This window comes from Arthrobacter sp. K41 (genome assembly GCF_059089645.1).
In genome coordinates, this window is the sequence record NZ_JBNHEW010000003.1 from 126,158 (window position 1) to 138,830 (window position 12,673).

The 12,673-nt window shown below is 63.6% G+C and carries 13 protein-coding genes and 1 pseudogene; 3 read left to right on the top strand and 11 right to left on the bottom strand.

What is annotated here, in order from left to right:
* Positions 1-5 precede the first annotated feature (5 nt).
* Complete coding sequence (locus AC5RTE_RS08215; protein ID WP_494040901.1) at positions 6-1,472, top strand: sodium/solute symporter; 1,467 nt, start codon at positions 6-8, stop codon at positions 1,470-1,472.
* Between the two features lie 82 nt (positions 1,473-1,554).
* On the top strand, positions 1,555-2,244 hold the full coding sequence (locus tag AC5RTE_RS08220; RefSeq protein WP_494040902.1) for a hypothetical protein: 690 nt from the start codon (positions 1,555-1,557) through the stop codon (positions 2,242-2,244).
* A 7-nt stretch (positions 2,245-2,251) separates the two neighbouring features.
* On the opposite strand, the gene AC5RTE_RS08225 is transcribed toward AC5RTE_RS08220, so the two are convergent.
* From AC5RTE_RS08225 to rpsB, 6 genes are all read right to left on the bottom strand, one after another.
* The gene (locus AC5RTE_RS08225) at positions 2,252-2,836 is read right to left on the bottom strand and encodes a DivIVA domain-containing protein (protein WP_494040903.1); all 585 of its coding nucleotides are present in this window, start codon (positions 2,834-2,836) and stop codon (positions 2,252-2,254) included.
* Between the two features lie 82 nt (positions 2,837-2,918).
* Positions 2,919-3,842, bottom strand: a complete 924-nt coding sequence (locus AC5RTE_RS08230) for a phosphatidate cytidylyltransferase (protein ID WP_494040904.1) — start codon at positions 3,840-3,842, stop codon at positions 2,919-2,921.
* Positions 3,842-4,399, bottom strand: coding sequence for a ribosome recycling factor (gene frr / locus AC5RTE_RS08235; protein WP_494040905.1), 558 nt, complete (start codon positions 4,397-4,399; stop codon positions 3,842-3,844). Before frr ends, AC5RTE_RS08230 begins: the two co-directional genes overlap by 1 nt.
* A gap of 127 nt (positions 4,400-4,526) precedes the next feature.
* Positions 4,527-5,264: a UMP kinase gene (gene pyrH, locus AC5RTE_RS08240; protein ID WP_104997352.1), complete on the bottom strand. Its 738-nt coding sequence runs from the start codon at positions 5,262-5,264 to the stop codon at positions 4,527-4,529.
* 172 nt (positions 5,265-5,436) lie between these two features.
* On the bottom strand, positions 5,437-6,273 hold the full coding sequence (gene tsf, locus AC5RTE_RS08245; RefSeq protein WP_494040906.1) for a translation elongation factor Ts: 837 nt from the start codon (positions 6,271-6,273) through the stop codon (positions 5,437-5,439).
* Positions 6,274-6,401: 128 nt separating this feature from the next.
* Positions 6,402-7,280, bottom strand: coding sequence for a 30S ribosomal protein S2 (rpsB, locus tag AC5RTE_RS08250; protein ID WP_494040907.1), 879 nt, complete (start codon positions 7,278-7,280; stop codon positions 6,402-6,404).
* 433 nt (positions 7,281-7,713) lie between these two features.
* Here rpsB and AC5RTE_RS08255 point away from each other — a divergent pair, with 433 nt between their 5' ends.
* Positions 7,714-8,256: a peptidoglycan DD-metalloendopeptidase family protein gene (locus AC5RTE_RS08255; protein ID WP_494040908.1), complete on the top strand. Its 543-nt coding sequence runs from the start codon at positions 7,714-7,716 to the stop codon at positions 8,254-8,256.
* Between the two features lie 31 nt (positions 8,257-8,287).
* Here AC5RTE_RS08255 and AC5RTE_RS08260 read toward each other — a convergent pair whose 3' ends face one another.
* The 5 genes and pseudogenes from AC5RTE_RS08260 to AC5RTE_RS08280 form a co-directional block, all read right to left on the bottom strand.
* Complete coding sequence (locus AC5RTE_RS08260; protein WP_494040909.1) at positions 8,288-9,478, bottom strand: acyl-CoA dehydrogenase family protein; 1,191 nt, start codon at positions 9,476-9,478, stop codon at positions 8,288-8,290.
* Between the two features lie 362 nt (positions 9,479-9,840).
* On the bottom strand, positions 9,841-10,347 hold the full coding sequence (locus tag AC5RTE_RS08265; protein WP_494040910.1) for a site-specific integrase: 507 nt from the start codon (positions 10,345-10,347) through the stop codon (positions 9,841-9,843).
* 25 nt (positions 10,348-10,372) lie between these two features.
* A pseudogene (locus AC5RTE_RS08270) lies at positions 10,373-10,690 on the bottom strand (hypothetical protein); the annotation flags it as partial.
* 750 nt (positions 10,691-11,440) lie between these two features.
* Complete coding sequence (locus AC5RTE_RS08275) at positions 11,441-12,010, bottom strand: hypothetical protein (RefSeq protein WP_494040911.1); 570 nt, start codon at positions 12,008-12,010, stop codon at positions 11,441-11,443.
* 150 nt (positions 12,011-12,160) lie between these two features.
* Entirely contained in the window at positions 12,161-12,556 is a 396-nt protein-coding gene (locus AC5RTE_RS08280) for a hypothetical protein (RefSeq protein ID WP_494040912.1), read from the bottom strand.
* Positions 12,557-12,673 lie beyond the last annotated feature (117 nt).

The following is a 12,673-nucleotide window of genomic DNA, read 5'->3' on the forward strand; positions in this document are numbered from 1 at the left end:
GCACCGTGAACCCCGGCGTGGCCATAGCCGCGCTCGCGGTGGTTTCGGTGGCCACTGCGGTGATTGGTTTTTACGGCCTGCGCATTTCAAGGACCACCGGGGATTTCTACGTTGCTTCCCGAACGGTGCGGCCCTGGTGGAACGCCTCCGCCATTGGCGGCGAGTACCTGTCCGCCGCGAGTTTCCTCGGTGTTGCCGGGCTCATCCTGCTGTCCGGAACGGATGCCCTGTGGTTTCCGGTGGGCTATACGGCCGGCTACCTGATGCTGCTGCTGTTTGTTGCAGCGCCGCTGCGGCGCTCCGGCGCCTATACGATTCCTGACTTCACGGAGGCCAGGCTTGATTCACGGGCTGTCCGGAAGGTCACCAGCCTCGTGGTGGTGCTGGTGGGATGGCTGTACATTGTGCCCCAGCTGCACGGAGCCGCTTTGACCATCCGGATCACCACCGGACTGCCGTCCTGGGTGGGATCGGTGGCTGTGGTGGTTGTGGTGTGCCTGACGGTGGTTGCCGGCGGCATGCGTTCGATCACTTTTGTCCAGGCTTTCCAGTACTGGCTCAAGCTCACCGCTCTGGCGGTCCCCATCCTCTTCATCATCTTTATGCTGGCGGGGAACGGAACCCCTGCACTGTCAGCGCCCTCCGTAAACCCCACTTCCCTGGCCCCCGCCGGGCTGTACCAGAACGTGTCCCTGCTGGTGGCCCTCCTGTTCGGCACCCTCGGGCTGCCCCACGTGCTGGTCCGCTTTTACACCAACCCGGACGGGCATTCGGCCCGGCGCACCACGCTGATCGTCCTGGGGCTGCTGTCCGTGTTCTACCTGTTCCCCACGGCATACGGCCTGGTGGGCCGGATGTTCGCTCCAGGCCTCGCCCGCACCAGCCAGGCCGATGCCCTGGTGCTGCTGCTCCCCGGCGAACTGGTGGGCGGTGCCGCCGGCGACCTGTTGTCGGCCTTTGTGGTGGCCGGCGCTTTTGCCGCCTTCCTGTCCACGACGTCGGGACTGGTGGTATCCCTTGCCGGAGTTATCAGCCAGGATGTGCTGGGCGCGGGCGTGGGCGGATTCCGGCTGGCCGCCGTGATCTCGATCGTGGTGCCGTTGGGTTTTGCCGCTATGACGGACTCGCTGGCCCTTGCCGGCAGCGTGGGCCTGGTTTTCGCGTTCACCGCCTCCACCGTATGCCCGGTGCTCCTGCTCGGCATCTGGTGGCGGGCGCTGACCGACGCCGGTGCCATCGCCGGGATGCTGACCGGCGGGGTCCTCTGCGGCGGCGCCATGATCGCAGGCTCAGTGGCCGGCGCGTCGAACCTCTCGCCCTGGCTGGCGCAGCCTGCCGCCTGGACAGTACCGGCCGCCTTCGCAGTGATGGTGGTTGTTTCCCGCGCCACCGCCAACAGGGTGCCCAGGACGATGTCCCGGGTCATGACGCGCCTGCACACTCCGGAACGGCCGCTGGCCACCGAGCGGTGAACAGGCCCGGCTGATCCAGCCGGACGCCGCCGTGGCCTGCTTTTTCCTCGCGCTGCTCCCCGGGATGGGAGACAATAACGCCATGTCCACCGAGGACGGCAGGCCGCGCGGCACGCCGGATGGCATTCCTCCGTCGGTGCGGGCCCAGCTGCTCGCCACTGAACACTGGGGCCTGCTGGCATCGCGCAGCACCACCCAGAGCGAGGTCCTGACCCGGATCAGCATGTTCCTTACCTTTACTTCCGCCAGTGTGGTGAGTGCGGCACTGGTGGGTCAGGCAACCCGCTTTTCCGAAGCCTTTGTCCTGCTTGCGGTGATCGTTCTGTGCATTGACGTGGCCATGGGACTCCTTACCCAGATCCGCGTTATGAATGTCGCGCAGGAGGACCTGATGTATGTGACGGCTATGAACCGGCTTCGGGCCGCCTACGTGGATCTTGACCCCGGTATAGCGCCGTACCTGATGGCCGCCAGCCACGATGACGAGGCCGGCTCCGGGAGGACCTACTTCTTCTTCGGGAACCGGAATTCCCTGAGCCATGTGCTGGGCAGCAGCATGATCTTCATGACTGCTGCGAACGCAGCCCTGATCGCCATCCTGTCCGGCCTGCTGTTGTCGCTCCTGGGAGCCGGCACAGCGGTGGCAGTCGTCGTTGGAGCGGTGGCGGGCCTGGCATTCGTGGCCGCGTGGTCGGTCTATGGTTACCGGGCCTACCGGAATATCTGGCGCAGGTTCAAGCCGCTCTCCCCCACTCCGCCCGGGGATGTGTGAAGGCGGCTCAGTCGATGGCTGCCATCAGTTCGACCACACGGTCGAGGAAGGCGTCAACCTGGGTTTCCTCGTACCCGTCACGGCCAACGGCGGGACGGAAGACCGCCCGGCGGACGTTGTCCACGCTCAGTGGCTTGTCCTGCTCAAGGTAGGCAATAAGTTCGCGGCAGAGCCGGTCCACGTCAACCGTGTTGTAGCTGCGCGCCTTCTTCTTTGCGGGGCGGCGGAAGCGGTCGCCGTCGGGGCGGTGCAGCCGGCCGCGGAGGATCCCGGACAGGTTGCCGATCTCGCGCAGCCACGCCTCCTCGCCACGGGCAGCGATCAACTCGTCCCGCTCACGGCGCGCGAAGGCATCTTCGAGGCGGTCCAAGGCCGCGTCAACAACGGCAGCGGAGTAACCGCCCTTGACGGGGTCGAAGGAAACCGCCCTGACGTCAGCACTGTTGACCGGCTCCGCCGCGGCGCCGGGGTTCTCCAGCGACACCCGCGCGCGCTGCAGGAACTGGTCCACCTGCTTGGCGTTGTAGCCGTAATCACTGCGCTGCACGCGCTCAAAGGACGCAGGGATCTGCCGATGAATGTCCAATGCCACTGATGATTCCTTCGATGCTTCTCAAGCCGTACCGCCCGGGCGCCAGTCTAGGGGTGCCCGGGTGTCCGGCGGGGGTTGTGTTTCAGGCCCCGGAGACGAGGCCGTACAGGACAAAGGCCGCCGGGGCTGCAAAGACGATCGAGTCCAGGCGGTCCATCACGCCTCCGTGTCCCGGCAGGATGCTGCTCATGTCCTTGACGCCGAGCTCGCGTTTGACCATGGATTCGGCGAGGTCGCCGGCTGTGGATGCGGCTACGAGTCCCACCGCCAGGACCACACCCACCCACCAGGGCTTGTCCAGCATAAAGAGGCTGGCCAGGACGCCTATAAGGATGGCGCCGCCGATGGAGCCGGCGAAGCCTTCCCAGGATTTCTTTGGGCTGATCTTGGGCGCCATCGGGTGCTTGCCCAATGACGCGCCCACCAGGTAGCCGAAGGTGTCGTTGGATACGACCAGCAGCAGCATGACCGCCACCTGCCACGCGCCGTCGGGAATCATCCCTCCCGGCCAAAGTCCTACGGGGGTGGCACCGCCCGAAGCATGCAGCGGAAGTGCCGCGAAGCTGATGAAGAACGGCACCCAGCCCAGGGTGAAGACGCCCGCAAAGATGCTGTTGGCTGAGCCGGCGGCACTCTCGATGGACCGCCACAGCAGCACGGCCACCGAGCTCAGCAGCATGGCAAACAGCAGGCTCTCGATCCCGCCGAAGTAGGCGGCAAAGGGCATGGCCACCGTGCCGGTTATTACCGGCACGATGGGCATCCTGGTGCCGTTCGCCTCCAGGGCACGGTAAATCTCCCAGACCCCGAAAACGGCGAACGCGGTGGTGACAGCAACAAAGCCGAGAGGGAGGAACAACAGCCCGCCCAGCACGGCGAAGAGCATGGCAAGGCCCACCGCCACCGCAGCCGGCAGGTTCCGTCCGGCCTTCGGCGTCGGGTTGGACCTGGGCTGCTTCCCCCGTGTGCGCGCCCGTTGTGCCGGGGCCTGCTCTGCCTGGCCCATCAGACTTCGAGCAGCTCTGCTTCCTTGCGCTTGAGCAGCTCGTCGATGCCGTCCACGTGCGCTTTGGTCAGGCCGTCAAGTTCCTTTTCGGCGCGGGTGCCCTCATCTTCACCGGCTTCGCCGTCCTTGACCAGCTTGTCCAGGGTTTCCTTGGCTTTGCGGCGGATGTTGCGGATGGAGACTTTGGCGTCCTCGCCCTTGGTCTTGACGATCTTGACGTATTCCTTGCGGCGTTCCTTGGTCAGCTCCGGAATGGTGATCCGGATGACGTTGCCGTCGTTGGACGGGTTGGCACCCACCTCGGAATCACTGAGCGCACGTTCGATGTCGCGCAGGGCCGTCTTGTCGAAGGGGGTGATGAGGATGGTGCGGGCGTCCGGAATGGCGAACGAGGCGAGCTGCTGCAGCGGCGTGGGTGAGCCGTAGTAGTCCACCAGAACCCTGTTGTAGAGGCCCGGATTGGCCCGGCCGGTGCGGATGGAAGCGAAGTCTTCCTTGGCTACCTCAACAGCCTTGTCCATCTTTTCTTCGGCTTCGAGCAAGGTTTCTTCAATCACGGTTTCTCCTGAAGATTCTGGTGCAGTCCGGGCCACCGGGTCCATGCACAAACGTGGTTCTGTTACTGCTTCCGCCCCTGGCCACACAGGCAGGGGCGGAACTGTCCTGAAGACATCCTAGCCGCAGCTAGGCTGTGACCAGGGTGCCCAGCTTCTCGCCGAGGATGGCCCGGGTAACGTTGCCTTCGCCTTCCATGCCAAAGACCACCATCGAGAGGTTGTTGTCCTTGCACATGGTCATCGCCGTCTGGTCCATCACGCGGATGTCGCGGCGGAGCGCGTCGTCATAGCTGAGGGTTTCGAGCCGCTCGGCAGTGGGATCCTTTTTAGGGTCCGCCGTGTACACAGCGTCCACGCCGCTCTTGGCCATCAGGACGACGTCGGCGTGCACTTCCAGTGCCCGCTGGGCGGCAACGGTGTCGGTGGAGAAGTACGGGAGTCCGGCACCGGCGCCGAAGATGACTACGCGGTCCTTTTCCATGTGCCGGATGGCGCGCCGCGGAATGTAGGCCTCGGCCACCTGTCCCATGGTGATGGCGCTCTGGACCCTGGTCTCCACGCCGGCCTGCTCCAGGAAATCCTGCAGGGCCAGGCAGTTCATGACCGTTCCGAGCATGCCCATGTAGTCGGCCCTTGAGCGGTCCATGCCGCTTTGGGAAAGTTCGGCGCCCCGGAAGAAGTTGCCGCCGCCTACCACGATCGCCACCTCCACCTGGGGGACGGCTGCTGCGATCTGCTTGGCGACGTCCCGGACGGTCTCAGGGTCAACGCCCAGCTTCCCGCCGCCGAAGACCTCGCCGGAAAGCTTCAGGAGGACCCGGCGTCGGCTTTTCTCTGGCTGGACTACAGTGTTGACGGCTTCCATGATGCCTTCCCGTTGGTGAACTCTGAAAAAAGGTTATCCTGCTGCGCGGCCGGGGACCCATTCGGGCCCGCACCATTCGAGCCTGTCCCGTTCGGGGCCAGGTTCCCAGGCGGGCGTCCCCGCGCATGCAAAAGGGGCGGCCACCGAAGTGGCCACCCCCTTGCTGTTTCGACTAGGAGCCGACGCGGAAACGCGTGAACGCGGTTCCCTTGACACCGGCCTCTTCGAGGACCTGCGCCACGGACTTCTTGGCGTCCTTCGCGAATGCCTGGTCAACCAGGACCTCACCCTTGTAGAAGCCGGTCACGCGGCCTTCCACGATCTTGGTGAGGGCGGCTTCGGGCTTGCCTTCGGCCTTTGCGGTCTCTTCGGCGATGCGGCGCTCGGACTCAACCAGCTCTGACGGGACGTCTTCGCGGGTCAGGTAGTTCGGAGCCATGGCAGCGATGTGCACTGCAACGTCGTGGGCGGCGGTGCCAGCGGCTTCGCCTTCACCGTCGACAGCGAACAGCACGCCAACCTGGGCCGGGAGGTCCTTGGAAGTCTTGTGCAGGTAAGCGTCAACCGTTGCGCCCTCGACGCGGGAGACACGGCGGACAACAACCTTTTCACCCAGGACAGCGCCTTCTTCGACGACGACCTCGGAGAGGGGCTTGCCGTCAACCTCTGTGGCGAGCAGGGTCTCGAGGTCGGCTGCGCCGGACTCGACGGCAACGGCCAGGACCTTGTCGGCCAGCTGGATGAACTTGTCAGCCTTGGCCACGAAGTCGGTCTCGCAGTTGACCTCGATCATAACGCCGACGCCGTTGCTGACCTTGGCGGCAACCAGGCCCTCAGCGGTGGAGCGGCCCTCGCGCTTGGTAGCGCCCTTGAGGCCCTTGATGCGGATGATCTCGATGGCCTTCTCGGCGTCGCCGTTGGCCTCGTCAAGAGCCTTCTTGACGTCCATCATGCCGGCGCCGGTGCGCTCGCGCAGGGCCTTGATGTCCGCGGCAGTGTAGTTCGCCATGTGAACCCCTCTGTCTAGAAATTTATGGTGGTGTACGGACCGACAGGACAGCAGCCCACCTGGTGGGCCGCCATCCTGTCAGCAGCTCCGGCACCGCAGGGCGGCGCAGGAGAATCCGGATTTATTTGTTACTTGGCGTCTTCAGCCGGAGCAGCAGCGTCTTCTGCCGGGGCAGCTGCCTCGGCAGCAGCGGGTGCTTCAGCTTCTTCCGCCGGAGCGGCGGGAGCAGCTTCTTCAGCCTTGCTGCCTTCGAGGAGCTCGCGCTCCCACTCGGCCAGCGGCTCTTCCGGAGCCTCGGTGGTGCCGGTGGCGCGGTTGTTGCGGGCGATGAGGCCCTCGGCAACGGCGTCGGCAACAACGCGGGTCAGGAGGTTCACGGAGCGGATGGCGTCGTCGTTGCCCGGAATCGGGAAGTCGACCTCGTCCGGATCGCAGTTGGTGTCCAGGATGGCCACAACCGGGATGTTCAGCTTCTTGGCCTCGTCAACGGCGAGGTGCTCCTTCTTGGTGTCCACGATCCAGAGCACGGAGGGTGCCTTGGTCAGGTTGCGGATACCGCCGAGGTTGGACTCGAGCTTGGTGAGTTCACGCTTGAGGAGCAGCAGCTCCTTCTTGGTGTACGCGGAGCCGGCGACGTCGTCGAAGTCGATCTCTTCGAGTTCCTTCATGCGCTGGATGCGCTTGGCGACCGTCTGGAAGTTGGTCAGCATACCGCCGAGCCAACGCTGGTTCACGTACGGCTGGCCCACGCGGGTTGCCTGCTCGGCGATTGCTTCCTGGGCCTGCTTCTTGGTGCCGACGAAGAGAACGGTGCCGCCGTGTGCAACGGTGGCCTTTACGAACTCGTAGGCGCGGTCGATGTAGGACAGCGACTGCTGAAGGTCAATGATGTAGATGCCGTTGCGCTCGGTGAAGATGAAGCGCTTCATCTTCGGGTTCCAACGGCGGGTCTGGTGTCCAAAGTGGACGCCGCTGTCAAGCAGCTGGCGCATGGTTACGACGGGCATGCCGACGCTCCTTCCGGCAGGTCATTCATGAGAAAGCCCCTGGGCTTCTTACCCTGCCAATAGTTGACGGTTTATTAGCCGGGCCCGGGCGGGCCCTGCTCCTGGCATCCATCGCACTTCTCATCAGCACCGGGGGCGCTGACCGCAAGAAGCATGATCCTCCGCTGGAGGGCTGGATACGCGTAGTCAGCTGCCACTCCCCCACACTCCTGAATGAGACGTGCCGACGCAAACCCGGACAGGGGCGTATACCGTTGGGAAAAACCATTGGGATAGCCGCCGGACGGACAGCGTTGAGGGCGCAGCAAACTGCTCCATCAAGTGTACTACAGGCACCCGCGCCCCAAGGACGGGACCGCGCTCTGCCAGGCCTTATCCACATAGGCCGGGCTGGCCCTGCCCAGGTAGTTCCCCGCCGGCGCAGGCTGGGGTTATGAAACCTCCGGTCCTGCTCGCGGCCCTGCTCCTGCTGCCCGCTTCCCTTACCCCCGCCGGCGAGACGCTGGTGGCCGGCCCCCCGCTGTCCGCAGAGCCTGCAGCGGCGGAGCCGGCGCCTTCCTGGCAGTGGCCGCTCAGTCCCCGGCCGCCGGTCCTGCGCGACTTCGACCCGCCGCCCAAGCCGTGGCTCAGCGGCCACCGTGGCGTGGACCTGGCAACAGCGTCCGACGGCGCACAGGTCACCTCGCCGGCGGCAGGCACTGTCAGCTTCGCAGGGGTTGTGGTGGACCGGCCGGTGATCACCATTGACCACGGAAACGGCCTGCGCAGCAGCTTTGAACCGGTGGAGAGCAGCCTGGCCGCGGGAGCCGCGGTGGGCGCGGGCCAGGTTATTGGCACTGCCCTGCCGGGGCACTGCCCCGGGGCTTCGTGCGTCCACTGGGGTGTCAGGCGGGGCGAGGACTACGTAAATCCGCTGCAGTTTGTTCTGGACCTGCGTCCGTCCATCCTGCTGCCCCTAGCAGCACCGCCACAGTAGCTGAGGAGCCGTGGAACCGGACCGCGCCGGCTCAGACGATGGCTGAGATGCCGGTAATGGCGCGGCCGGTCACGAGGGTGTTGATTTCGTGCGTTCCCTCGTAGGAGTAGATGGCTTCGGCGTCGGCAAAGATCTTGGCCATTTCGAAGTCGGTCACGATGCCGTTGCCGCCCAGGAGGTTCCGGCCGATGGCAACGCTTTCACGCATCCTTGCCGTGGTGAAGGCCTTGGCCAGGGCGGACTGTTCGTCCTTGGCCACCCCGGCGTCCTCTAGCTGGGCCAGCCTCACCATCATGCCCATGGAACTGACGGCGTTGCCCAGGATCTGGACCAACTGGCTCTGCACCAGCTGGAAGGAGGCCAGCGGCCGGCCGAACTGGTGGCGTTCCACCGCGTAGCGCCGCGCCACGTCGAAGGCAGCCAGCTGCTGGCCGACGGCCTGCCAGGCGACGCCGAGGCGGGTGACTTTCAAGACTTTGTTGACGTCGCGGAAGCTATTGGCGTGGGCAAGCTTGCAGAAGTCAGGCACCACCACGTCGTCCAGGGTGATGTCGGCGTTCTGGACCGTCCGCAGTGCGATCTTGTTCTCGATTTTCTCCGCGCGGAAGCCCTCCAGCCGGGTGTCCACCAGGAAGCCCTTAACCTGGTTGTCCTGGATGTCCCGTGCGTAGATGACCACCCAGTCGGAGAAGGTGGCGTTCCCGATCCAGCGCTTGGCCCCGTTCAGGATCCACGAACCACCCTCGCGGCGAGCAGTGGTCCGCGTACCCCCCGCTACGTCGGATCCGCCCAGGGGCTCCGTCAGGCCGAAGGCTCCGATCTTCCTGAGCGAATAGATGTCCGGCAGCCAGGCCTCCTTTTGCTCCTGGGAGGCCAACGCTTCAATGGAACCGGTGAAGAGCCCGTCATGGACGCCCATAAAGGTGGAAATGGACGCGTCAGCGCGTGTCACCTCAGCATGCATCAGGCCCGCAAACAGGTTGGAGTGGCCCTGCCTGCGCACAGGACTGACCAGGTCAATATCCGCCAACTTGGGAATCAGGCCCATCGGAAACTCGGCGCGGTTCCAGTAGTCAACCGCAATAGGCCGTACCTCACGTGCCAGGAACTCCCTGACTTCCGACAGCCGGTCCTGCTCCTTCCCGCTGAGCAACTGCTCGAAGGCATAAAAGTCGCCATCGGCGTAAGGCAGGTTGTTGAGGTCGGCAGCGGAAGTGGACATGTTTACCTCGCAAATGATCAGCGGTGACCGGGGGCCGGAAGGAGCACGTTAAGTTACTGCTCAGTAACATACCGCAGCAGGCAGGCTTTAGGAAGAAAAAACCGCGGCCGGCACAAGTGCCGGCCGCGGTTACGCGCTTTGGGTAGGGCTACTCGGACTTGAACCGAGGACCTTAGGATTATGAATCCTACAGCTTTCCGTTGCTGCCACTGGGAAACAGTAGGTACGACTATCCACCAGCTAGAACGGAAGGTTAGCATCCAGCCTCGCCGCACTCTCGTGAAGGTCATCGTCAAAGAGCCCCGCGTAGGTGTCCAGCGTTAGGACTGCTGTCGCATGGCCGGCAATTCGCTGCACAACCTTTACGTTGACCCCACGCGGATATGCAGACTGACTGCAGTATGCCGGAGGGCGTGGGGTGTAAGAGAGGGGAAATCTTTGGCGCCTGCCTGCGCCTTCACAACTAGCGGCGTGAAGACGTCCCGCCGGAAGTTCTCAGCACCCAGCGTGTGGCCCTTGGGGGACGTGAACAGCCGCTCCTCAGGCCTTCGGCCTTCAACCGCCCTGGCCAGCCGCGCCGCCAGTTTGACGGGCAACGGTACAATGCGGCCAGTTCCGCCCTTGGGGTCCTTCTCGACGCGCCCGCCGAGGTCTTTGGGCACGTCAGAAATGGACGACTCGACGTTGATTGATGGCTTGTCGCCCAGGGAGGGGTTGCCAACACGGAGGGCGGCCAGTTCGCCGAACCGGAGCCCGCAGAGCCCTGCCGTCAGGATCATGTCCTCGTATCGATCGGCTTTGCTGGCGAAGTAGGCCAACTGCTCCATGGACAAATAGACGTGGTTCGCCAGCTTCTGAACCCTGGGCATGTAGTCGATGGAGCCATCTCGCAGCTGGATTGGCTGGCAGCAGGTTGAGCCTTACCGCGTAGCCCATGAGCTGAGAAAACAGCTTGGCAACCTGCCGCTTCACGCTGGCCCCTGCGGGGCCGTCATCCGACTCCAGCCCGCTTATCCAGTCGGACACGTCAGCGTGACGGACGCTGGCGAGCGGTGTATGACCCCAGCGCGGCTCGACGTACTTGGCGAACTGTGCCCGGTGCTTGGCGTGTGTGGCTGGCGCCCAGGGCTTGCCACGGGCGCTCACGCTGAGCTTGAAGGTAACGAACTGCTTGTTGAGCTGTGAGACTGTCATTGCCTTGGCGCGGGACATGTCGAGATGAGTGCCGCTGAAGACGGCCAGCGTCTGCTCCCGATAGTGCGCTTCGGCCTCTTTTTTGTTCGAAAGCGCGGCTGCCGCCTGGCTCCGGAGGCGTCCCGGTAGTCAGCGACCCACGGCTTGGTGGTGGGCGTATCCGGGAACCGCTCGCGAGCGTCGCATACGGCCATGGCGACTATCCTAAGTGCTCGCTATCCAAAGTCCTCCTAACCGGGGCGCGGCGTGCCCCCTTCCGGCGCGGGGAGGCCGGTCCGGGAGCACGCCAAGAGCTCGATTCTTGAATAGAGCCCGTTTTGCCAATACTTTCAGGTATCGGGCAATGAGTTCCCAAGTGTTCCCCCCGATACCGTCCAGCCCCCTTCTATATATACAGCTAGCTGCTGAACACGGCTCCGCCGGTTCAGCTCCAGTGGAAGGGACTAAAGCAGGCAGCGCAGTTACTAGGCAAAGCAATCGCAGGTCACTAACCAACAGTCGGCAAAGGCCGGCCTTTCAAAGGGCAGTCGCCCCGCACGTTGCTCCGTGACTATCGAAGTCGTTGCTGCTTGCCATCACTTGGGCGTCGGCGTCAGCCGTAAGCCCCCATGCACAGTCTGACGTGCCGTGTCTTCCGCTCCACTCTTCCATGCCCTCTGCATCCCGAGCGGGTGGCAACTGGCGGGTGAAGCTGGCCGTCAGCGGTCTACAGGCCTGACTGAAGAAGTTGCCCTCCATGCACGAGCGGGGCTACTTGCCTGTGACTGCTTATCGGGCTCGGGTGTCTTGGATTGGCAGGTATGGCACGTTCGTCTCCCATTGCGATGGCAAGTTCGGCTCGTCCTCCACGATCCCCTTGGCTGTCATTTCGGCCACAGGAAAGACCTTTGACTGCTCATCGCCGTAGGAGTCGACCCACGACAAGATGAAATCATTGTCCCCCAGCCCCCTGAGCCGCATCTGAGGATGCCCATCCACCGGGAACACACTTCGCTCACCGGCGACTACGAATGTCTGGCCAGGAGCTAGTGGTCCGCGCGTCTCCCCGTCAAAGCCCAGAATGTGAGTGGGGTCGCCGCGGAAGTGCGCATGGATGTTGGTCGCTGCCCCGCCGCCGACGTTGCGAGCCACCACATAGGCAACCTCTCGGAACGGATAGTCCCACCACTCCACGACAAAATCGGAATTTTTGTCGGCCTTCTCCCGGCGGAAAATTGTGTCTTGGCGCTCCTCTATACGGCGCTGCCGCGCGTCATTCCTGCGACTGAGTAGCAAAGCCCACGCGGCAACGGCTAAGGAGCCGAGCGAGATTACCCATGTGACTATCTGAGGCGCCAAGTCCATTGTTTGCAGTCCCCCTTGTGAATACATGAACGGTTGTACCGCCGGGCGCTATCCTAATTCGTGGCACTCCCCTATCCCTTGCCCAAGGCCCAATATGGGCCATTTATGCTCATCTAGCGACAGGGGGTGCTTTCCCAAGGCTGGCTAGGAACTGCCGAAGATGCGGCCAGGACTCGTAGTGGTCCTTATCTTTGCGGTGAGCGATAAAGGCCAAGATCGGGCCCGATTGTCGTGCATTACAAGTCCCCAGGTATCCCGGACATGCTTATCACTTAGGTCATTGTTCTGCGCGTACATCGCCAAAGTGTCGTAAAGCGCCACAGACCCGTTCACCACGCGGAACTGGTCTTTGTTCAGCCTGCTAACGTCGTCCTTATTTTTTACATGCTCCAACAAGAGTTCGCGACCCTTCTGCATGTCGGGCGCAATTAGTTTGTCGTGCACCGTGACGAACAGGTCTTTTTGATGCTTGTGCAAGGTGAATCGGTAGGTCAGCAAGGCAACCATGAATGCTAGTAGGGCGAAGATCGCAGTCGCCATCTCAGGCCATCGAGCCATATCGACACCCCCAACGCCGACGCGTATGGCGCAGGTTATGAAGGCGCCAAGTGCGAGGCCCGTTAAAAAACAACCATCCAAAACCACAACTCACCGACA

What these genes read in the sequence shown, in the direction of transcription:
- AC5RTE_RS08265 (WP_494040910.1), bottom strand. Translation starts at nt 10,347, where the DNA reads ATGCCCAGGGTTCAGAAGCTGGCGAACCACGTCTATTTGTCCATGGAG.
- AC5RTE_RS08260 (WP_494040909.1), bottom strand. Translation starts at nt 9,478, where the DNA reads ATGTCCACTTCCGCTGCCGACCTCAACAACCTGCCTTACGCCGATGGC.
- AC5RTE_RS08280 (WP_494040912.1), bottom strand. Translation starts at nt 12,556, where the DNA reads ATGGCGACTGCGATCTTCGCCCTACTAGCATTCATGGTTGCCTTGCTG.
- AC5RTE_RS08255 (WP_494040908.1), top strand. Translation starts at nt 7,714, where the DNA reads ATGAAACCTCCGGTCCTGCTCGCGGCCCTGCTCCTGCTGCCCGCTTCC.
- tsf (WP_494040906.1), bottom strand. Translation starts at nt 6,273, where the DNA reads ATGGCGAACTACACTGCCGCGGACATCAAGGCCCTGCGCGAGCGCACC.
- pyrH (WP_104997352.1), bottom strand. Translation starts at nt 5,264, where the DNA reads ATGGAAGCCGTCAACACTGTAGTCCAGCCAGAGAAAAGCCGACGCCGG.
- rpsB (WP_494040907.1), bottom strand. Translation starts at nt 7,280, where the DNA reads ATGCCCGTCGTAACCATGCGCCAGCTGCTTGACAGCGGCGTCCACTTT.
- AC5RTE_RS08220 (WP_494040902.1), top strand. Translation starts at nt 1,555, where the DNA reads ATGTCCACCGAGGACGGCAGGCCGCGCGGCACGCCGGATGGCATTCCT.
- AC5RTE_RS08230 (WP_494040904.1), bottom strand. Translation starts at nt 3,842, where the DNA reads ATGGGCCAGGCAGAGCAGGCCCCGGCACAACGGGCGCGCACACGGGGG.